16 protein-coding genes and 1 tRNA gene are annotated in these 20,265 nt (G+C 61.1%); 7 read left to right on the top strand and 10 right to left on the bottom strand.

Annotated elements, in window-relative coordinates; genetic code table 11:
• Window positions 1-13 precede the first annotated feature (13 nt).
• The 3 genes from HWY30_RS30330 to HWY30_RS30320 form a co-directional block, all read right to left on the bottom strand.
• The gene (locus HWY30_RS30330; RefSeq protein WP_176078971.1) at window positions 14-1,390 is read right to left on the bottom strand and encodes an IS4 family transposase; all 1,377 of its coding nucleotides are present in this window, start codon (window positions 1,388-1,390) and stop codon (window positions 14-16) included.
• Window positions 1,391-1,588: 198 nt separating this feature from the next.
• The gene (locus HWY30_RS30325; RefSeq protein WP_090802258.1) at window positions 1,589-4,084 is read right to left on the bottom strand and encodes a S8 family peptidase; all 2,496 of its coding nucleotides are present in this window, start codon (window positions 4,082-4,084) and stop codon (window positions 1,589-1,591) included.
• Between the two features lie 12 nt (window positions 4,085-4,096).
• Window positions 4,097-5,284 carry an AAA family ATPase gene (locus HWY30_RS30320; RefSeq protein ID WP_090802257.1) on the bottom strand — a complete coding sequence of 396 codons (1,188 nt, stop codon included), beginning with the start codon at window positions 5,282-5,284 and terminating at the stop codon, window positions 4,097-4,099.
• A 244-nt stretch (window positions 5,285-5,528) separates the two neighbouring features.
• On the opposite strand from HWY30_RS30320, the gene HWY30_RS30315 reads away from it, so the two are divergent.
• Window positions 5,529-5,765, top strand: a complete 237-nt coding sequence (locus HWY30_RS30315) for a hypothetical protein (protein ID WP_090802255.1) — start codon at window positions 5,529-5,531, stop codon at window positions 5,763-5,765.
• A gap of 158 nt (window positions 5,766-5,923) precedes the next feature.
• On the opposite strand, the gene HWY30_RS30310 is transcribed toward HWY30_RS30315, so the two are convergent.
• Window positions 5,924-6,994 carry a tyrosine-type recombinase/integrase gene (locus HWY30_RS30310; RefSeq protein ID WP_090802254.1) on the bottom strand — a complete coding sequence of 357 codons (1,071 nt, stop codon included), beginning with the start codon at window positions 6,992-6,994 and terminating at the stop codon, window positions 5,924-5,926.
• A gap of 163 nt (window positions 6,995-7,157) precedes the next feature.
• Window positions 7,158-7,233 (bottom strand) — tRNA-Lys (locus tag HWY30_RS30305).
• Window positions 7,234-7,434: 201 nt separating this feature from the next.
• Here HWY30_RS30305 and HWY30_RS30300 point away from each other — a divergent pair.
• Both HWY30_RS30300 and HWY30_RS30295 read left to right on the top strand, forming a co-directional pair.
• Complete coding sequence (locus HWY30_RS30300; RefSeq protein WP_018418954.1) at window positions 7,435-7,839, top strand: PaaI family thioesterase; 405 nt, start codon at window positions 7,435-7,437, stop codon at window positions 7,837-7,839.
• A gap of 75 nt (window positions 7,840-7,914) precedes the next feature.
• Window positions 7,915-8,793 (top strand): patatin-like phospholipase family protein, encoded by an 879-nt coding sequence (locus HWY30_RS30295; protein ID WP_090805505.1) that lies wholly within the window; start codon window positions 7,915-7,917, stop codon window positions 8,791-8,793.
• Window positions 8,794-8,846: 53 nt separating this feature from the next.
• Here the strand turns inward: HWY30_RS30295 and HWY30_RS30290 are convergent, their stop codons facing one another.
• Window positions 8,847-9,860: a D-2-hydroxyacid dehydrogenase family protein gene (locus HWY30_RS30290; RefSeq protein ID WP_090802252.1), complete on the bottom strand. Its 1,014-nt coding sequence runs from the start codon at window positions 9,858-9,860 to the stop codon at window positions 8,847-8,849.
• A 387-nt stretch (window positions 9,861-10,247) separates the two neighbouring features.
• Between HWY30_RS30290 and HWY30_RS30285 the strand changes: the two genes are divergently transcribed.
• The gene (locus HWY30_RS30285) at window positions 10,248-12,104 is read left to right on the top strand and encodes a phosphoenolpyruvate carboxykinase (GTP) (protein ID WP_090802251.1); all 1,857 of its coding nucleotides are present in this window, start codon (window positions 10,248-10,250) and stop codon (window positions 12,102-12,104) included.
• 12 nt (window positions 12,105-12,116) lie between these two features.
• Here the strand turns inward: HWY30_RS30285 and HWY30_RS30280 are convergent, their stop codons facing one another.
• Entirely contained in the window at window positions 12,117-12,407 is a 291-nt protein-coding gene (locus HWY30_RS30280) for a hypothetical protein (RefSeq protein ID WP_143037123.1), read from the bottom strand.
• 39 nt (window positions 12,408-12,446) lie between these two features.
• Here HWY30_RS30280 and HWY30_RS30275 point away from each other — a divergent pair, with 39 nt between their 5' ends.
• A complete protein-coding gene (locus HWY30_RS30275) occupies window positions 12,447-13,553 on the top strand; it encodes a LysR family transcriptional regulator (RefSeq protein ID WP_090802249.1) in 1,107 nt (368 codons plus the stop codon).
• 187 nt (window positions 13,554-13,740) lie between these two features.
• Here the strand turns inward: HWY30_RS30275 and HWY30_RS30270 are convergent, their stop codons facing one another.
• The 3 genes from HWY30_RS30270 to dprA form a co-directional block, all read right to left on the bottom strand.
• Window positions 13,741-16,407, bottom strand: coding sequence for a DNA topoisomerase III (locus HWY30_RS30270; protein ID WP_090802248.1), 2,667 nt, complete (start codon window positions 16,405-16,407; stop codon window positions 13,741-13,743).
• A gap of 321 nt (window positions 16,408-16,728) precedes the next feature.
• A complete protein-coding gene (locus HWY30_RS30265) occupies window positions 16,729-17,106 on the bottom strand; it encodes a thioredoxin family protein (RefSeq protein WP_090802247.1) in 378 nt (125 codons plus the stop codon).
• A gap of 101 nt (window positions 17,107-17,207) precedes the next feature.
• Window positions 17,208-18,437, bottom strand: a complete 1,230-nt coding sequence (dprA, locus tag HWY30_RS30260) for a DNA-processing protein DprA (protein ID WP_090802245.1) — start codon at window positions 18,435-18,437, stop codon at window positions 17,208-17,210.
• A 277-nt stretch (window positions 18,438-18,714) separates the two neighbouring features.
• On the opposite strand from dprA, the gene def reads away from it, so the two are divergent.
• Both def and fmt read left to right on the top strand, forming a co-directional pair.
• Window positions 18,715-19,218 (top strand): peptide deformylase, encoded by a 504-nt coding sequence (gene def, locus HWY30_RS30255; RefSeq protein WP_090805503.1) that lies wholly within the window; start codon window positions 18,715-18,717, stop codon window positions 19,216-19,218.
• A 30-nt stretch (window positions 19,219-19,248) separates the two neighbouring features.
• A complete protein-coding gene (fmt, locus tag HWY30_RS30250; RefSeq protein ID WP_090802244.1) occupies window positions 19,249-20,235 on the top strand; it encodes a methionyl-tRNA formyltransferase in 987 nt (328 codons plus the stop codon).
• Window positions 20,236-20,265: the final 30 nt, after the last annotated feature.

Below are 20,265 nucleotides of genomic sequence, written 5' to 3'. Positions count from 1 at the left end.
GAATGGCACTTACTTAAGCCCGTGGAGCGTGCCCATATTTTTGGACGCGCTCACGTGCGATGTGACGAGGCTCTTTCAGCCATGGGTAGGACTTCGGTCTTCGTTTGCGCATTCGTGGTTCGATGCGACCGGGGCGACTCCCAACGCAAGACTGCGTGATCAGGTTGAACAGGAGACTCTGGTTGTGAGTTGCCGTCAGACCTCTGGCCAGCCATTCAGTCCATAACTGCACCGTGTGTTTGAAACTCAGTGTTCTCGGGTCAGTGGCATGGTGACTGGCGGCCTGAGCCATCAGCAGCCGAATCACGTTGTAGGCCAGCAGATGGACCCAGATCTCCTTTTCGTTCATGTGGGCAGTCTGGCAATGCAGCACATCCATGCCCATCGTCGTCTTGATGTTACGTAGATCCAGTTCCACGTTCCAGCGCCTGGCGTACAACTGCGAGAGGTCCTGTTTGCTGGTCTTGCGTGCATCAAGCATCGTGGTGACCAGCACCCGGTGATGCAGCCTGGACTCGCGCACCATCAGNTCATCGGGGAAGGCCTGGTACTGCTCATGCGTCATCCAGTCAGGACGCTGCCGGGGTTTGGGCCACGTCACAATGTGATCGCGCGTGCCCAGGGACCGGCCTCGCCGAAAGTCGGTGCGGCGTGCCCCATGCTGTTCCATCACGACGTCCACCCCGGCGGCGATCATTGAGGCCATCAGAAAGTAGTGGCAGTACAAGGCATCGGCGACGATCACGTCACCTTTGCGAAACGTGCCTTGCAGCATGCGAAACGCCGTCAGCTCCCCGCTGCCTTTGCCCGCGTAAGTTCCGACCGCCGACTCCAGTACTGCGCCGCTTGCCAGACAGATCACCGCAACCAGATAGGCCAATGGAAAGCCCACTCCTTCGGCCTGAGCACTGGACTGCGGGAAACGGGCCTGGTTCGACGGCGTATCGGGCATCGAGATCCCGGTGCCGTCAACCAGCTTGACCGGGCGCCCGCGCCACTTCCAGGCAGGCTCGGCCTGCTCATGCAGTTGGCGCCCCGTCTCGCGCGCCAACTCCCGCACCATCGTCAGCGGCAGTCTCTGGCGAGCGCGGCAGTAGCCTCCCGTACGCACACTCATGGGCCGCAGCCCGTCGGCAGCTCGCTGCGCCGCCCACCCGTTGACTGCCTTCTGACAGGAGGCGTCCTCTTCCAGCGCCTGGCGCATGAACATCGACAGTGTCACCGTCGGCGGATACAGCCGTTCCCGATGTTCTGGCAAATACGCTTCCGTTATGCCCAACAGCCCCGGGCTCGTCAGTATGTTGAAGTAGTCTACCGCCTGGGCCCTGCACGCCCGGCTTTGAACCCTGCTTCGTGTTTGCCTGTGATGACTTCGTGCATTACGATCCATGGGGGCTGATCTTTGGAATGAGACGGTGTTTGCCTGGTAACAACCATCGTATCAATCCCTGGATCAGCCCCCTCCCTTTCTCTTCAAGCACTTACCCGCGTCTTCTCCTCCATGTAGGCTTAAGTAAGTGCCATTCGTTCTAAGGCAGGATAGGCGTTCGCCGGCAATTGTCACGTGTGTCAATTGGATGACCGAACGTCAAACACGCGGCGTGATTCGTGCGGCTGTTCGAATGTCGGAAATTTGGATGCCCTGTGCGGTCAGTGTTTGGCGCATCTCGTTGAAAACAGGGTGCCGACGTTCCGGGTCCGAAATAGTCAATATTGCAGTAAAGGGAACACCGTTGTCGGGTACCTCCTCTGCGGACCTCGTAAGATATTCAATGGCGAGACGCCAATTGGATGAAGGCCCCACACCTCGCGGCATGGTTTTTTCGTACATCTTTACGGGACTCCATTTCATGCCGTGCTCTACCAGCTCCGCCTCGACGGTCGGCGAGTCTGCTCCACCGGGCAAATAGATAGGATCAAGGCGACCTTTCCAGCGGCCGTTAGCTTGCTCTTGTTGAAGAGCCGCATCGACGTTGACTCGGACATACTCGGCACCGAATACCGAATCAATCGGCGGGGACGAGACCAGAGTCAATTTGGCTTTACCACGGCAGCGACCACCTTCGCCAACCAACGACGGAGGCCAAGGGAAACGGAACACCACTTGTTGGTTGCGGCGGATACGAGACGCAATCACTAATGTGATCTCGTGATCGTCTTTCACAAGAATTTCTTGAGCCGACGGAGGTATGCCAAAGCCCACTAGGTGTCGGGCGATGCGTGTCAGCGCTCTCTCTTCGAGGGCGGCAGGAGTCTTGGCATGATGGACCAAGAGACCGATAAGTGTTTCCCGAGAAACTTCGCCTTCGATCAGGTGATCCAATACTGCAGCAGTTTTTGCGACGAGCGGAGTGGCGTAGCTTGTGCCGCAACCATCTGCAAGGGTGCCATCCGGGTGAACTGAAAACAGGCCATGACCGAGAGTGGGGTGGGCGCTTCCCCAGCCACCGATATGTGCGAGGTCCGGTTTGCCACCGGCGCGAAGTCCGGGACCTCTTCGACTGTAGCGGCTCGGTGCATGTGTAATCGCGGTGTCGTGTCCGTCGGGATTAACTGCCCCGACTGAAACGTTTCGTACGCTTTCGGCGGGCATGAACAATCCATCATTACGCGCAGCAGCCAGATCGGATAATGCCGTTAGAGGATCGGCCGACCATTCATTCCGCATTTCCCGGGGACCGAGGTTCCCGGCAGACACAAAGAAGAGAGCATCATGTGTGTCGGCTATTTGGTCAAGGCGGCTAGCGTATGGGCTGTATCGATCGGGACGTGCCGGTTGTACTACATTCAAGCTCATATTGAATATGCGAACACCATGACGCGCTCGCATATCGGCGACGGCCGATTCAACTTCGTCAAAGAACTGCGGTACGCCGTCCGGGTAATAGCTGCTGAAGACACCCTGTTGGCTAACGTCGGGAAAGACGGAGACATCCATGAGCTCTGTGCCGTCGAGTTCGGGGCAACATGCCGTGCCGTTAAGGCTAGCGCCAGCAACGGCGAGGCCACCGATAAACGTGCCATGTTCCTGATTGGCGTCCCCGTCGGCTATCAGATCCCACTTTGCGGTCACCCAGTCGGAGAGTGCTTCACCGAGGCCGCCGTCGATGATTCCTAGCTTCGGGTACGTTCGCGTGGAATCACGCTGAGGAATGGTGGCGCGGTCTGGTTTGGAGCGTTGGCGCGTCGTTTCCGACTGGACTACGATGCCGGGCAAACTCACGTGTCGCACCAGCGGATGCTTGTCGAGAAACGCGAGTAGTGACATGTGGCGTTCGACACTGGGATCGAAAATCGCCTTTTCGTGTCGGCGTTCGGTCGCGACGGTTGATAGTCGCAGCGTCGGAGCGACGTTTGATTGACTGAGACGTACTGATAGGAGCTTTTGGCGTTGCTCTCTCGATGTGAGTAGCTGAACAGACAGGCCCCGCCCAACTCGCGCCAGACCTTCGACGAAAGATCGATACATACGACGATGGCTCTCGTCATAAGTGTCCCAGAGCGACCGTTGTGGAGGAACTTCAAAGAGCTCAAGTAGATATGAACTACCCGTCAATGGGTTGGACAGCCACGCAACGGCTTCTTCGACGGAAAAGTCCCGCCGATCTTCAGCGCTATAGAGTTCGATGCGGTCTATGGCACCTGCTTCGCTGCGACGTCCAGATGGGTGCGGCAACTCTCGCTCGAGCGCTTCTACAAAGCGCCATGTTGTATCGGGTTCCGCGCGAAGTATCTGAGCCGCAATATCGCGCAACGCGTCCGGATTGACTTGGACGATCATGACGCCAAGGTCTCCTCCACCCACAACAGGGGTTCGTGGAGCTTTGAATAGAGCCTTCACCGGTCGATGGCTCTTTGCCCATGCTTCGCGGCGAAGAATTACCTTGATGAAGCCGATATCTGTCTCGGGTTGAGACTCAAGATACTGAGCAATTGCTTGTAGTTGATTGGAGAGATTGTGTTTGTGTTCGGCAAACTGCTGATCCCGATCCGCAAAAAAATCTTTCCCCGGGCCTCCACCTCCCGTTTCTCGGGCTTCGTGGAAGTTGTCTGGATTCAGAACAATTTGGATCGGGCTAACCATTTACTCTTCCTCTCAGTTGATGCTGCGTGCCGGTTTTCCAATTTGACGACTTACAGTCGATTTGTCTCTACCTGCCACCTCGCCAATATCGGCAAGAGAGAAATTCAAGTCTGGATCGCTTTTCATCGCTCTAAAAAGAGTCCCAGGTTCCGAAAATAAGAGCGCACGCCTAGATTCTTCCACGCGTGCCGCATTGCGAGTAGCGAACTGCTGAAGAGTGTCGAGAAGTCCCTGAGCCGAATCTTTGTTGACAACGCTTGCCTTCTTATATGTGCGCACGAGCATTTCGATTTCGGCACCACTTGCACCCTGCGTAAACCATGCGATGAGGCGTAAATGGCTGCTGGGCGGGGTAAGGGGTGCCATGAAAGCTCGGGCAATCTCTATCCTAATATCAAACTCTGGCTTGGGTATCTCAAGCTGGACCTCAAAGCGGCGCCACACTGCTGAATCCAATAGGCGCGCATGATTTGTTATGCCAATCGTAAATCCATTCTCCTTTCGGAGATCAAGATTCTGAAGCAACGCGTTGACGACACGTTTGATTTCTCCAACCTCTTGGGGGTCATCTCTAACTTTTGCGATTGCATCAAATTCATCTAGCAACAGAAGGCATTGGTATCTATTTGCAAATGCGAACAGATTTGCAATATTCCGTGCCGTAGTTCCTAGGAACGACGAGATCAGCCCATCGAGCTTTACGAGAACAACGGGCAAATTGAGTTCGCGTGCCATCCACAGGGCGAGGCGGGTCTTGCCAGTTCCTGGCGGCCCGAAGATCAAGCATGTTCTTGCCGGTTGAACCCCCATACCGTGAAACGCATCGGCATTTGCTAGCTCTTCGATTACAGATCCAACCGCGTGTGTCACCGCGGCATTGAATAGAGGTGGTTCGGCTTGAATGCTGGATGGGAAGATGATTTCGGCAAGGGGCGCAGACGTTTCACGGTCAACAGGGGGGAGAGTGTTAGGCGTCAGTACTTCGCCACCCACGAACCCTCGCGACGCGGTGAGCTTGCTGGGGGCGACCTCAACATTGCGTTCACTTGCGACGATAAGGCCGGTCAGAGACGCGGCTTGCTTTGTTTGCCCTTCCTCGTTCAACGCGTCTCTGAGGCGCTCGACCTGCTTGCGTAGGGCCGGTGAGGCGCCAGCCAAGGCTGCGCGGCATAGGGCCTGAATTATCGGGAAGTGTTCCATACCTACTCCAAAGACACATGCTCGCCACCAAGGGGTAGGAGGCGCTATATTTGAGTCGAATTATATGGTATTCGTTGCGGGAAAGTCCACATAAGTTGCATGGAGTGTTCTGTTTGTTGCATACTTTGTTGGCGCGCCTGATGCGTGTGTTCGCTTGGATGAGCGCGGGGAAGCACGAGGGCATTGCCAGTGCAGAGTTGTGGCCGTTGATGCTCTTCAATTTTTGAAAACAAGGAGAAGAAAGATGGCGCAGTACAAGTACGGTCAGTACCTCCGAACGGGCGACAGCTCGGCGTATGACACGAAGCATCCGCCGGGGAGCGAGGCGACGAACGCTGGCATTTATCGGTGTGCAGTGTGCGGGGATGAAATCGCGATTGCGAAGGGGCACACGCTGCCTCCCCAAAACCATCATCAGCATGCTCCGGGGCTGGGTAAGATCGAGTGGCAGTTGTTGGTGTATGCCCAGCCGAATTCGTGAGGAGGTTGCGTGGAGCGACGTCATGCGGCATGCCCGCCGTGCGAGGCGGGCGTGACGTTGCGTTAGCGGTACGCTGGATGGTCGTCTCGCCGACCGGTTGAGCATTGTGTGGAAATTGCTTCCGTTCGGTGCTCAACATCTGAGGCCGTAGAGGCGCGTTATCCCTGTTTGTGCAACAGGCTTTCTGGGCGCAGATGTGTGTATCTTTTTAGCATTTGCATAGATTTGTGGCCGGTAAGGCTTGCGACCTCCATCGGATGCAGACCTTTCTCGAAGAAGCGGCTTGCTGCCTCGTGGCGTAGGTCATGCCATCGAAGGGTGCTCACTTCGGGGTCGTCTAAGCTGGCCTTCTTGAGTGTTCGTTTCCAGATGCAGATCACCGCGTTGACGCTCGTCGCGAATACTCGTCCCGTCAGCTTCTCTGCGGCTACATCGGAAGGACCTAGTCGCGAACGGTTGGCGCGCGCCTCTGGGTCTTCCGCAATCGCCGCAAGGTTGCGAAATACAGCGATGGCCCGGCGGGACAGTGGAAGAACGGCCGGCACCCCCTTATTCTCTGCGCCACGGGCGCCGGGAGGGAAATGGAGGAGGCGATTCCCGAGATCGAGCCATTCCCATTGCACGCTACAGAGCGCGCCTTGTCGCAGGCTGGTTTCAATCGCGAGTTCGAAGGCGAGCGCTGCGTGCGGATTGCCACTGGTCGATAGGAGTGCGTGCAGCAGTTCAAATTCGCCAGGGCGGAGGCGTCGATCTCTTGCCTCGCTGCCGGACGGCTTGCGAATGTTCTTCAGGGGGTTCATCAGCGCTTCCATGCCCCATTCCTTGCGGGCGATCTCGAAGAGGTGGCTGATGACCTGGAGTTCGAGTCGGATGGTGTTCTCTGTGCGCCCGGCCGCCCGGCGTTCGTCTCGATACTTTGCGAAATCCGCGCCGCGCAAGTTGGCTGGAGTTCGATGCGACAGAGGGTTGCTGATCCAGCGTTGGATGCGCCGGTTTTCCTGATAGGGGTGGTGCTTTTCTGGGACGATACCGCTCCAGCGCCTCGAGGAGCGTGGTCCGCTCGGCTTCCGTGCGATCGACATATGCCCCGCTATCCATCTCCGACTCCATCCTGCGAGCCCATTGCTGCGCTTGCTGTGTTTGGTGTCGAACGATCGATAGACGGGCTTGTAACCCCGCCGGCGGACTTTAGCGCGCCAGTAAGCACCACGTTGACTGATATGGGCCATTTCCAGACTCCATGCGAAAGATTGAGATCGCTTGGTCTGGATTCTTCCGTTCCGGCAGTTTTCCGGCAAAGGCCAGTTTTCGATGCTAGCCCGCACGGGCTACAGACGAAAAAAAAGCACCGCGATCGCTCGCAAGTGCTTGATTTTCAACTACAGAATTCGGTGGTGGGGCGTGAGTGACTCGAACACTCGACCTACGGATTAAGAGTCCGCTGCTCTACCAACTGAGCTAACGCCCCCAACAGAAGCGAAATTATGCAGGATCTTTTTGAGATTGCCAAGCCCTTTTCGCAGTGTTATTAAAAAGATCGCATCGCCCGAACTTGAGCGTTCCCTCGACAAAGCCGCCATCCCGAAAATATCGACGCGTCCAACGCTGCCGGTATCATGTCGCGGACACCTCCCGCACGCAGCATCGCGACTTTCGCCCGGGGATTCCCATGGATGACAAAGAGATTACCGAGCTGCTCGACCGAGTTCTCGCCCCATGGGTCCGGGCGCTCACGTTGACGCCGATCAAGGTCGACGAGGAAAGTGCCACGCTGCGTCTGCCGTTCTCTGGCGAGTGGCGACACTCGGGCGGCATGATCAGCGGCCAGGTATTCATGGCGGCCGCGGATACGGCGATGGTCGTCGCCATCACCGCCGCGCTCGGCGGCTTCAAGCCGATGAGCACGGTGTCGCTGAACATCAACTTCATGCGCGCGGTCCGCAAGGGCGATGTGCTGATCAAGGCGCGCGTGCTGCGCATGGGCCGCAATCTCGTGTTTGGCGAAGTCGAACTGTTCGACGAAGGCGGCAACATGGCGGTTCAAGCCACTACGACTTACGCGCTGCTCGAGTGAATGCGCGTCGGACCCGAGGGGGCCGCCAACACAATCTGCGCGCAGCAAGAGCAAAGGAAAGCAAGGAAAAGCAGCATGTTCGATCAGGTCGTATTCGCGGGCGGCGGCAACCGCTGCTGGTGGCAGGCGGGTTTCTGGGACGTCGTGCAGCCGCAGCTCGACATCCGTCCGCGCGTGATCACCGGCATTTCGGCCGGCGCCGCAACCGCGTGCATGATTTACACGCGCGGCGACGCCGACTGGGTTATGCGCTATTACGAAGACGCACTGCGCCATAACACGCGCAACGCCTACTGGGGCAATCTGCTGCGCGGCGAGTCGGTGTTCCCGCATTACCGGATCTACCGTCAGGCGCTGCTCGATATCTATGGCGACAAGTTTTCCAGGCTCGCGCAGGCGCCGGAAATCCGCATCGGCGTGTCGCATCTGCCGCGCTGGCTCGGCGCGAGAAGTGCGGTCGCGGCAGGGCTGGTCGCGTACAACATCGAAAAATACGTGCGCAAGACGCTGCATCCGACGCTCGGTCGGACGCTTGGCTTTCATCCGGAATTCGTGCGCGCGCAGGATTGCGCGAGCGTCGACGAGTTGGCCGACCTGATCCTGCAATCGTCGAGTACACCGCCGTTCACGCCGGTTCTGCGGCGCAACGGCCGGCCGGTGCTGGACGGCGGCATGGTCGACAACGTGCCGGTCGGCGCGCTAGATGCCGACGCGCCGGGCAACGTGCTCGTGATGGTCACGCGTCTTTATCCGCGGCCGCAGATGTTCGTCGTGCCACACGGCGTGCAGCAGCGGCTTTACGTGCAACCGTCGCGCAAGGTGCCGATTTCGAGTTGGGATTACACGAGTCCGTCGCAGATGGTGCACGCCTATAACCTTGGCCGTGCCGACGGTGAGGTCTTCCTTGAACGTATCCCTGCATTGATGGAGGCGGGAGCGCACGAAGCGCGATGAGCGACGCGGCGGGGCGGGCACACATCTGATCCGCCGGCCGCCTCGCCCACCAATCACCGCCGGCGCCCGCCCTGCAACGCCTCCGGATTTGCGACACTGGCGGTATCGCCGGCATCGAACGCGAGGATGTTGTTGAACGCCGCCGAAAAATACAGTTCGTAGCTCTCCCGCTCCACGTAGCCGATGTGCGGCGTGCAGATCACGTTCTCCATGCGCAGCAGGCTATAGCCTTGCAGGATCGGCTCGCTTTCGTAGACGTCGATCGCGACCATCCCCGGACGGTTGTGCGACAGCGCGTTCACCAGCGCACTCTCTTCGAGCAGCTCGGCGCGGCTCGTGTTCACGAGCAGCGCGGTCGGTTTCATGCGCATCAAATCGTCCTGCTTGACGATGCCACGCGTGTCGTCGTGCAGACGCAGATGCAGGGACAGCACATCGCTGGTCCCGAACAGTTCCTCACGACTCGCCGCGACGCTGTAACCATCGGCTCGAGCGGCTTCGCGCGAGTGCTCGCGGCCCCAGATCAGCACGTTCATGCCGAACGCCTTGCCGTAGCCAGCGAGCAGTCGGCCGATCTTGCCGTAGCCCCAGATCCCTAGCGTCTGTCCGCGCAGCACTTGCCCCAAACCGAAGTTCGGCGGCAGCGCCGACGTCTTCAGCCCCGACTGCTGCCAGGCGCCCTGTTTAAGGTTTGCCACGTATTGCGGAATACGCCGTTGGGCGGCCATGATGAGTGCCCACGTCAGTTCGGCCGGCGCGACCGGCGAACCGCTGCCCTCGAGCACGGCAATGCCGCGCTCGGTACAGGCCCCTAGATCGATGTGGCTCGACACTTTGCCAGTCTGACTGATCATGCGCAAACGCGGCAGCTTGTCGAGTAGTTGCGACGTGACGCGGGTACGTTCGCGAATCAGGACGAGGGCGTCGACTTCCGCAAGACGGCTCGCAAGTTGTCCGAGACCGCGCACGGTATTGTTGAATACTTTGACTTCCTGGTCGGCCAGCAATTGAAAGCAGTCGAGCTTGCGAACGGCGTCCTGGTAATCGTCGAGGATGGCAATCTTCATGGTATGTAATTTGCGGCGCACCTCATTGGTGCGAACCGAATGTTATGCTGACTGTCCCACCATGTGACTTAGGTCACACGTTAGTCTGGCTAGATGCCCTACCGTAGAAGCTGTCGCACACAAAAGAACGGCAACGCTACGTGAGGGCGAATTGAGAACGTTTTTAGCAGTTTGTTGCGTGTTGAGGCAAGCCGCTTTACACAAGGTTGCAGAAGCCTTGTAGGAAGCGCGCCTCCGCCTGGCAAGCTGTGTGGCCCAGGACGATCTGCGCAATCATGCGCCGCCAGTGGAAAATTGACACGTCGGCGCGATGAATTCAATGCCACTCGCATGCAGCGTCCCGCGGGCTTGTACCGTTTTTCTATTGCTTCAAACGGAGACAAGTCGATGAATCATCCCTCGTTCGAAGGCCAGCCCACTATCGAGGCGCCCACATGGATCAAACACCGCAAGCTGATCGACTGGGTCCAGCGCATCGCCGCGCTGACCAAGCCTGAAAAAGTGGTCTGGTGCGACGGCTCGCAGGAAGAATATGACCGCCTGTGCGCGCAGATGGTCGAAGCCGGAACGCTGAAGAAACTCAACCCCGCCAAGCGTCCCAATTCCTATCTCGCCTGGTCCGATCCGTCCGACGTCGCGCGCGTCGAGGATCGCACCTTCATCTGCTCGCAGCGCGCCGAGGACGCCGGCCCCACCAACAACTGGATCGCCCCGGCCGAAATGCGCTCGACGCTCGACGGCCTGTTCGATGACGCGATGCGCGGCCGCACGATGTACGTGGTGCCGTTCTCGATGGGCCCGCTCGGCTCGCCGATCGCGCATATCGGCGTCGAGTTGAGCGACAGCCCGTATGTCGTGACCAATATGCGCATCATGACGCGCATGGGCCGCAAGGTGTATGACGTGCTCGGCGAGGACGGCGAGTTCGTGCCGTGCGTGCATTCGGTCGGTGCGCCGCTCGCGGCGGGCGAGCAGGACGTGTCGTGGCCTTGCAACAAGACCAAGTACATCGTGCATTTCCCCGAATCGCGCGAAATCTGGAGCTTTGGCTCGGGCTATGGCGGCAATGCGCTGCTCGGCAAGAAGTGCTTCGCGCTGCGCATCGCATCGACGATGGGCCGCGACGAGGGCTGGCTCGCCGAACATATGCTGATTCTCGGCGTCACCTCGCCGGACGGGCGCAAGCATCACGTGGCGGCGGCGTTCCCGTCGGCGTGCGGCAAGACCAACTTTGCGATGCTGATCCCGCCGGCGGGCCTGAACGGCTGGAAAATCTCGACGATCGGCGACGACATCGCGTGGATCAAGCCGGGCAAGGACGGCCGCCTGTACGCGATCAATCCGGAAGCCGGCTACTTCGGCGTTGCGCCGGGCACGAGCGAAAAGACCAACTACAATGCGCTCGCCACGTTGAAGGAAAACGTGATCTTCACGAACGTCGCGCTGACCGACGACGGCGACGTCTGGTGGGAAGGCATGACCGACGAGCCGCCGGCGCATCTGATCGACTGGCAGGGCAAGGACTGGACGCCGGCCGAGGCAAAGGAAACCGGCCGCAAGGCGGCGCATCCGAACGCGCGCTTCACGGCGCCGGCTTCGCAGTGCCCGTCGATCGACGCGGACTGGGAAAACCCGGCCGGTGTCGCAATCGACGCATTCATCTTCGGTGGCCGCCGCTCGACCACCGTGCCGCTCGTCACTGAAGCGCGCAACTGGGTCGAGGGCGTCTACATGGCGGCGACGATGGGCTCTGAAACCACCGCCGCGGCGGCTGGACAGCAGGGCGTGGTGCGCCGCGATCCGTTCGCGATGCTGCCGTTCTGCGGCTACAACATGAGCGACTATTTCACTCATTGGCTGAAGACCGGCGAGCGTCTGCAGCAGTTGAGCGCGAAGCTGCCGAAAATCTTCTGCGTGAACTGGTTCCGCAAGGGCGCGGACGGCAAGTTCGTGTGGCCTGGCTTCGGCGAGAACATGCGCGTGCTGAGCTGGATGGTCGGCCGCATCGAAGGCACCGCGCAGGGCGAAGAGCATGCGTTCGGCATTTCGCCGCACTATGAGGACATCGACTGGAGCGGGCTGAACTTCAGCCGCGAGCAGTTCGAGCAGGTGATTTCCGTCGATGACGCTGCATGGCGCGACGAGCTCGTGTTGCACACGAAGCTGTTTGACACGCTGCAACACGGTCTGCCGCCGGCACTGACTGAGGCGAAGCGCGCGCTCGAGGAAAAACTCACAGCTTGATTATGTGAGTGCTCACTCAGCATAAAAGCCGCCCTCGGGCGGTTTTTTCGTTTGGGCGCCCGGTTTATTTCCGTTTTTTCGAGTTCCGCAACGGCCGAACGACCGTTGCGTCTGTTCGAACAAAAAAGACACAGCAAGATGCAGCGCAGCAGATTGTTTTTGATTTGGGAATAATCGCTGGTCGGACCCCGGTTTTATCGACACAGTCATACCAAAATTGACAATATTTCCTATTTTGCGGGCAACTTCTGCGCGATTTTGCGAGTCGTAGGAGAATTCCAAGTTCGCTTCACTGGTTTTCACCAATTGTCAGGAAGCAGTAACAAGGCAGGGAGTTGTCCTATGGATCATTTGCAGTCGATGCGAGTTTTCGTCAAGGTGGCGGATCTCGGCAGTTTTGCCCGCGCCGCGAGCGCCATGGATATTTCCAACGCGGTCGCCACCCGTCACGTTGCCGACCTCGAGGGCCGTCTTGGTACGCGGCTGCTCAATCGCACGACCCGCAGCTTGTCGCTGACCGAATCCGGTCAGGTCTACCTCGAGCGCGCCCGTCAGATTCTCGACGAACTGGAAGACGTCGAACAGATGGTGGTCGCTCGCAATCACGAACCCGTCGGCACGCTACGCATCGTCGCGCCCGTCGTGTTCGGGCTGCATAACCTCGCGCCCGTGCTGCAAACGTACGCGGAGCGCTATCCGAAAGTCATTCCCGACGTCACGCTGGTCGATCGTCAGGTGGACCTCGTCGAGGAGGGCTTCGACGTCGGCGTCGTGATCGCGCGGCAAATGCGCAGCGCGAGTATCGTTACGCGGCGTCTGACCACGGGCTGCATGACCGTCTGCGCGACGCCGGCTTATCTGGAAAAGCATGGCATGCCGACGCGTCCCGAACATCTGCTCGAGCACCCGTGCCTGAGCCTGCCATCCGAATACTGGGGCGATGAACGCGTGTTTACGGGGCCGGAAGGCGAAGTGCGCGTGCGGCCGTCGAACGTGATCGTCGCGAACAACACGGAGATGCTGAGACAGTTTGCGCTGCTCGGCATGGGCACTGCGATTCTGCCGAGCTATCTGATCGGTCGCGACATGACGCGCGGCCGGCTCGTGCGTTTGCTCGGCGATTATCGTTTGCCGCAGGTCGAGATCAATATTGCGTACCCAAGCCGCCGTCACCTGCCGGCCAAGGTGCGCACGTTCATCGACCATCTGGTCGAGCACTTCAACCAGACGCCGAACAGCGTGCTCGGCGAGCAGTGGATCAAGGACGGTCTGGAGCGTCCGGCGACGTCGGCCGCGTTCGAGACTGCCGAGTCGCGCGCACCGGAAGCGTTCGATGGCGCCGAGCCGCTGTCGCGGCTTCTCGATAGCGAGCTGTCGCCGGCCGTGCCGAAGCCGATGACGAAGTCGTCCAATCGCAGTCCACGCCCGACGGCGTTATCGCCGCTGTAAATCGCTGAATGTCGAAGCCCGCAGCGATGCGGGCGGGCATTAAAAAGGCGCAGTCACCTCAAGTGACTGCGCCTTTTTCATGGACAGATGCGGACTACACCGCGGGCTGTGCACGGATCGCCGACTGCGGTGGCTAATGTAGCTATTCCTGCTACCACCGCGAGCCGCCGATCCGAATCTCGCCCTACTAGCCGGTTTTTCGCGCCGCGGCCTTTTTCGCCGGTGCCTTCTTGGCCGCCGCGGTCTTGGCGGCGGGCGCCTTCTTCGCCGCCACCTTCTTTTCCGCCGGCTCGGCCTTCACGGCGACCGCGGTATCACCTTCGTCCGCTTCCGGCATCGCCTTGGCCGCGGAACGAGCACCCGAAGTCTTCGCCGCTGCGGTCTTCGCCGCCGCCGGCTCCTTCTTCTCGAATTCGAAGCCGATCTTGCCGTCGTTCTGCTTGACGAGGAAAGCTTTGAAGTTACGGCCGGTACGCGACGACTTGAAGTTCGTCAGCAGATCGGTGCGACCCTCCTCGAGCAGTTTGGCCATCTGCTCGCGGGCGATTTCCTGCTGCAGGATCACCTTGCCGGAACGGAAGTCGCACGACTTCGGATTCGCCACCGAGTTTTCGCAGACGTAGCTCATGCCATGCTCGAAAACGCGGCCTTGGCACTTCGGACACGCGCCGACCGGCTGCTGATCGGAGAAGTCGGGCGGCTCGCCGTCTTCGCCGGCCGCGTCCTGGCCAAAGTCGAACTCGAGCTTGTAATTCTTGATCTCGTCGTCGAGCGACAGTTTCAGGATCGCCGAGAACGGCCGCCCCATCTTGCTGCGGAAGCCCGACAGCGGCCCGATCGTCTTGTTCTGCAGCAGTTCTTCGACTTCGGCGATCTCGAACTGACGGCCGCCCGGAATCTTCGAGATCGAGAACTCGCACTTCGAGCACGCGAAACGCCGGTAGTTTTCCTTCACCTGGCCACCGCAATTCGGGCAAGGTGTCTGCAATGTCGCGTAATCGCCCGGGATCGTGTCGGAATCGTATTCCTTCGCGCGCTTGACGATAGTCTGCGTCATGCGCGCGATTTCCTGCATGAACGCGTCGCGTGGCAGGTTGCCGCGCTCCATCTGCGACAGCTTGTATTCCCATTCGCCGGTTAGCTCCGGCGCAGTCAGCTCCTTCACGCCGAGGCCGCGCAGCAGCGTCATCAGCTGGAAGGCCTTGGCGGTCGGAATCAGATCACGGCCTTCGCGGATCAGGTACTTTTCGGTGAGCAGACCTTCGATGATCGCCGCGCGCGTTGCCGGCGTGCCGAGCCCCTTGGCCGCCATCGCTTCGCGCAATTCGTCGTCTTCGACCAGTTTTCCCGCACCTTCCATCGCCGACAGCAGCGTCGCTTCGTTGTAGCGTGCGGGCGGCTTCGTGATCAGTTGCTGCGCGGCGATCTTGTCGGTCTTGACCTTTTCGTCCTTCTGCACCGGCACGAGGTTCGCGTCATCGCCGCTGGTTTCACGGCCGTAGATCTGCAGCCAACCCGGCTCGACGAGCACCTTGCCTTCGGTCTTGAAGTGATGGCCGACCACCTCGGTGATACGCGTCGTCACTCGGGATTCGGCGGCAGGGAAGAACACGGCGAGGAAGCGCTTCACGACGAGGTCGTAGAGCTTCTGCTCCGGCTCGGACAGATTCTTCGGCGCCTGCAGCGTCGGGATGATTGCGAAGTGGTCGCTGATCTTCGAGTTGTCGAAGATGCGCTTGTTCGGCTTCACCCAGCCCTTGTCGAGCACCTGCTTCGCGAACGGCAGGTAGTTGTTGCTCTCCTTGAGCATGCCGAGCGTCTGCTTGACCGTGTCCAGATAGTCTTCCGGCAGCGCGCGCGCGTCGGTACGCGGATAGGTCAGAACCTTGTGCTTTTCGTACAGCGCCTGAGCGAGACCCAGCGTGTTCTTCGCCGAAAAGCCGAAGCGGCCGTTGGCTTCTCGCTGCAGACTGGTCAGGTCGAAGAGCGCGGGCGACAGCTGTGTCGACGGTTTCGACTCCTCGGTCACCGTGCCGAGCTGTCCGCGGCAAGCCGCGACGATCGTCTCTGCCGCTGGCAACGCCCAGAGGCGCGAATCGCGCTTCTCCGGATCGAACTCGTCGCGCTTGAATTTCGGATCGAACCAGCGGCCTTCGTAGAAGCCGCCCGCGCAGACGAACTCCGCCTTCACTTCCCAGTAGTCGCGCGGCACGAAGCGTCGAATCTTCTCTTCGCGCTCGACGACGATCGAAAGCGTCGGCGTCTGCACGCGCCCGACCGTGGTCAGGAAAAAGCCGCCGCCCTTGCTGTTGAACGCGGTCATCGCGCGCGTGCCGTTGATGCCGACGAGCCAGTCCGCCTCCGAGCGGCAGCGCGCCGCGTCGGCGAGCGGCTGCATCTCTTCGTCGCTGCGCAGACGCGCGAAACCGTCGCGGATCGAGCCGGCCGTCATCGACTGCAGCCACAGCCGTTGCACCGGCTGTTTGGCTTTCGCGTGCTGCGCGATCAGGCGGAAAATCAGTTCGCCCTCGCGCCCCGCGTCGCATGCGTTGATCAGACGGTCGATGTCCTTGCGCTTCATCAGCCTGGTCAGCACCTTCAGGCGCGACTCGCTCTTCGCGATCGGATTCAGATCGAAATGCGGAGGAATGACGGGCAGATTGGCAAAGCTCCACTTGCCGCGCTTGACTTCGTAGTCGTCGGGCGCGGCGATTTCCAGCAGGTGGCCCACTGCCGACGAAAGGACGTAGTCGTCGCTTTCGTAGTACTCGTCATGCTTGGTAAAGCCGCCCAAAGCGCGCGCGATGTCGTTCGCGACAGAAGGCTTTTCGGCGATGATCAGTGCTTTGGACATGACTCGATGTGAGGTTGGTAGATCCGGGTTGGTGGCCTTGAGCGCCAACATGGCGCGCGGCGCTCGCTTTGAGACCTCTTTCGACCCAATAACGACCGCTTTATAGCACAAGGTGCGAACCCAACGGGCCAAGTGCCATAAAAGCGCGTCATCATAATTGCGCGTCCAGCGGTTGATCAACTGCGGCACACGCCGCGTGCGGACAGCGATGCCAGCCGCGATGCCAGCCGCGATGCTGTCCCAAATGATCGGCGGGGGCCTGTGCCGCAAGCCGCGCGTCGCGAGGCTTTCCGTTTGACCGGGCGGCGCGCGAGGCCGCCTTCAGGCGACCGCCAGCGTCGGCCGCAGCTTCGGCGCACCGGTTACGCCGGGCAGCGCGGTCAGATCCGACAGCATCCGCTCGACGATCGACACCTGTGGCAAAACCGTACCGAAAAACCGTGTCGTCACCGAGTCTTCGATCAGGACGGTCGGGAAATTCTCGACGTCCAGATCGTCGAACCGATCCGCATGAGTTTCGATGTCGATCCATGCGAAACAGACTTCCGGGTGCCGCTCGGCCAGTTGGTTGAAGGAGTCCCGGTACTCGCGACACGTTCCGCACCACTCCGCGCACAGGCATGCAACGAACAGCGTGTCGGGTTCGTTGACGCGCTCGGCGATCCGGTCCTGGTCGGTGTCGAGGTTCAGCGCGGGCATGAAGTGATTTCCTTGTGTGTTTTGTCGGGTGCTTTGGCGCGAATGTAGCATGGCCGGTCGCGAAAAGTTGCCAATCTGCATTGACGCCGGTCAGTCTCGGCTCAGTCATGATGGGCTCGCATGAAGCGGCCGCCGGGCAGCAGCGTGACCTCGCCGGCGAGTTCGAGCCGGAGCAAGGCGGCGTGCAGGGCGGCGTTCTCCATCTCGGTGCGGGCGGCGAGAATTTCAAGCGTGGTCGGCGAATGGCCGAGCGCGGCGAGCAGACGCTGTGCGTCAGGGGCGAGCGCCGGCTGCGGGGCCGGCCCGGACGCCGGTGAGTCGGCGAAGGCTGCGGTCGTAGCGGGCAAAGCGGTCCCACCCGACGAAACGTGCAAACCCGCATGCTCCAGCGGCACGGCCCGCTTCGCCGAGCGTCTCGCATCGCCCGCCGGCCGCCGGGCAAAACCGAGCTCCTCCAGCACCTCGTCAGGCGTTTCCACGAGCCGCGCTCCCTGCTTGATCATCCGATGACAGCCGCGCGACAACGGCGCGTAAATCGATCCGGGCAACGCGAACACGTCGCGCCCCATCTCATTGGCAAGCCGCGCGGTAATGAGCGAACCGGAACGCATAGCCGCCTCGACGATCACGACTCCGCTGACCAACCCAGCGATCAGCCGGTTGCGCTGTGGGAAGTTGGCGGCGCGTGCCGGCGTGCCGAGCGGCCACTCCGAGAGAATCGCACCCTGCGCCGCGATCTGCCGCGCGAGCGCTTGATGCGCGGCGGGATAGACGAGGTCCGCGCCGGTGCCGACCACCGCGACCGTTCCGCCGACACCTTCCAACCCGCCCCGATGCGCGGCGCCGTCGATGCCGAGTGCGAGCCCCGATACGACCGTCACGCCCGCCGCCGACAGCTCTCGCGCGAACCGCCGCGCATCCTCGATGCCCTGCGGCGTCGCGCTGCGGCTGCCTACCAGCGCGACCGCGCGCGTATGCAGCAGATCAAGCCGGCCCTTTATATATAGGAGCGGTGGCGGATCGGGCAACGTCAGCAGCGCGGGCGGATAGGCGGGATCGTCGAGCGTGACGATCTGGTTGCCCGGCTGCTCGCGCCATGCGAGCACCGCATCGAGCTGGCCGTCGAACGCTGGACCGGGCGGCGCCAGCACCGCGCGCGCCGCGGCGTCACCGGCGACCTCCGCGAGCGTCTCCGGCGACTGCGCCAACAGCGCCTGCGGCAGCCCGAATGCGCCCAGCAACAGGCGCAACGCCGCGGGTTTTAGGCCCGGCGCAAGTGACAACCGCAGCCAGGCGGCAAGTTCGATACGGGTCGCGGGCAAGGTCTGCATGCGGGTCGCTCCTCTGGCGGGGCCTGCGGGCAGGCGGGCGCCATGCTAAAATTTTCATCATCCGAAATAAAAACGCGGAAATAAAACGGCAATGAGCCGCGAATAATCGCGGCGCCGCGCTTACCGGCGCGGGTTCGTCGTCGGGCGCACGAGGCGCGTTGAATCGAACCGGTTCGACATCATCTATCCTCTGCGTATTACGACGGGCTCACAACCTGGCCAAATGGCCAACGCGAGCCTCCAACGGTTGGCGGCGTCTCAAATCACACTCGAAATCATGGCTTTACTGAGCATCCTCAATTACCCGGACAAACGGCTGCACAAGGTGGCGAAGCCGGTCCCGGAGGTCAACGACCGTATCCGCCGTCTCGTCGCGGACATGGCCGAAACGATGTACGCGGCGCCCGGCGTCGGCCTCGCCGCCACCCAGGTGGACGTGCACGAACGCGTGATCGTGATCGACGTGTCGGAAACGCACGACGAACTGCTCGCGTTCATCAATCCGGAAATCGTCTGGTCGAGCGATGAGAGGAAGTTGTCGGAAGAGGGCTGCCTGTCGGTGCCCGGGATCTACGACAACGTCGAGCGTGCCGAGAAAGTGCGCGTGCGTGCGCTCAACGAGAAGGGCGAAACGTTCGAGCTCGATTGCGAGGGGCTGCTCGCCGTGTGCATTCAGCACGAAATGGATCACCTGATGGGCCACGTGTTCGTCGAGTATCTGTCGCCGCTGAAGCAAACGCGCATCAAGAGCAAGATGAAGAAGCTCGCCCACGCGATGTAACGCGCTTTCAACTTGCCTACCGCCCCATTCATGAGCCATTCGTTGCGCGTCATCTTTGCCGGCACACCGGAATTCGCCGCGGCCGCGCTGGCCGCGATTCATGGCGCCGGGTTTGCCGTGCCGCTCGTCTTGACGCAGCCGGACCGGCCGGCGGGTCGCGGCATGAAGCTGCAGGCGAGTCCGGTCAAGCGCTACGCGCAGGAGCACGGCCTCGCGGTTGCGCAGCCCACGTCGCTGCGCCGCGCTGGCAAATATCCACAGGAAGCCGCCGCCGGCATCGAGCAACTGCGCGCGACGCCGCACGACGTGATGGTTGTCGCCGCCTACGGGCTGATCCTGCCGCAGGAAGTGCTCGACATTCCGCGCTTCGGCTGCATCAACATCCACGCGTCGCTGCTGCCACGCTGGCGCGGCGCGGCGCCGATTCATCGCGCGATCGAGGCGGGCGACGCGCAAACCGGCATCACGCTGATGCAGATGGACGCTGGACTCGACACCGGCGCGATGCTTTCCGAAGTACGCACCCCCATCTCCGCCGACGACACCACCGCCACGCTGCACGACCGCCTCGCCGCGGACGGCGCGCAACTGATCGTCGACGCACTGATCGAGCTCGAGCGCAGCGGCAAGCTGACGTCGATCCCGCAACCGGCCGACGGCGTGACCTACGCCGAGAAAATCGCCAAGCACGAAGCGGCGCTCGACTGGCGCCGGCCGGCCGAGGCGCTTGCGCGTCAGGTGCGCGCGTTCGACCCGTTCCCCGGCGGCGCCGGCACGCTCGACGACGGCAGCACCGTCAAGATCTGGGCCGCCACCGCCGTAGCCTCGCCGGCGTCGGGCAGCAACAAGGCGCCAGGCACCATCGTCGAGGTTGCGCCCGATGGTGTGCTGGTCGCTTGCGGCGAAGGTGCACTGCGTCTGACGCAATTGCAGAAGCCCGGCGGCAAGCGCCTGCCGGTGCGCGAATTCATTGCTGGCTCGCCGCTCGCCGCAGGCCAGCGCTTCCAGCTTCCTTAGGCGCAATAAGCGCGTCTCGCACGCCGGAGC

The organism is Paraburkholderia tuberum STM678 (genome assembly GCF_902833905.1).
GTDB classification, from domain to species: Bacteria; Pseudomonadota; Gammaproteobacteria; order Burkholderiales; family Burkholderiaceae; genus Paraburkholderia; species Paraburkholderia tuberum.
This window is presented reverse-complemented; position numbering and strand designations above follow the sequence as displayed.

Coding starts and splice junctions, on each gene's coding strand:
- HWY30_RS30300 (WP_018418954.1), top strand. CDS start 7,435: ATGGATGACAAAGAGATTACCGAGCTGCTCGACCGAGTTCTCGCCCCA.
- HWY30_RS30285 (WP_090802251.1), top strand. CDS start 10,248: ATGAATCATCCCTCGTTCGAAGGCCAGCCCACTATCGAGGCGCCCACA.
- HWY30_RS30275 (WP_090802249.1), top strand. CDS start 12,447: ATGGATCATTTGCAGTCGATGCGAGTTTTCGTCAAGGTGGCGGATCTC.
- HWY30_RS30295 (WP_090805505.1), top strand. CDS start 7,915: ATGTTCGATCAGGTCGTATTCGCGGGCGGCGGCAACCGCTGCTGGTGG.
- HWY30_RS30315 (WP_090802255.1), top strand. CDS start 5,529: ATGGCGCAGTACAAGTACGGTCAGTACCTCCGAACGGGCGACAGCTCG.
- def (WP_090805503.1), top strand. CDS start 18,715: ATGGCTTTACTGAGCATCCTCAATTACCCGGACAAACGGCTGCACAAG.
- HWY30_RS30320 (WP_090802257.1), bottom strand. CDS start 5,284: ATGGAACACTTCCCGATAATTCAGGCCCTATGCCGCGCAGCCTTGGCT.
- dprA (WP_090802245.1), bottom strand. CDS start 18,437: ATGCAGACCTTGCCCGCGACCCGTATCGAACTTGCCGCCTGGCTGCGG.
- HWY30_RS30310 (WP_090802254.1), bottom strand. CDS start 6,994: ATGGCCCATATCAGTCAACGTGGTGCTTACTGGCGCGCTAAAGTCCGC.
- HWY30_RS30270 (WP_090802248.1), bottom strand. CDS start 16,407: ATGTCCAAAGCACTGATCATCGCCGAAAAGCCTTCTGTCGCGAACGAC.
- HWY30_RS30325 (WP_090802258.1), bottom strand. CDS start 4,084: ATGGTTAGCCCGATCCAAATTGTTCTGAATCCAGACAACTTCCACGAA.
- HWY30_RS30265 (WP_090802247.1), bottom strand. CDS start 17,106: ATGCCCGCGCTGAACCTCGACACCGACCAGGACCGGATCGCCGAGCGC.
- HWY30_RS30290 (WP_090802252.1), bottom strand. CDS start 9,860: ATGAAGATTGCCATCCTCGACGATTACCAGGACGCCGTTCGCAAGCTC.
- fmt (WP_090802244.1), top strand. CDS start 19,249: ATGAGCCATTCGTTGCGCGTCATCTTTGCCGGCACACCGGAATTCGCC.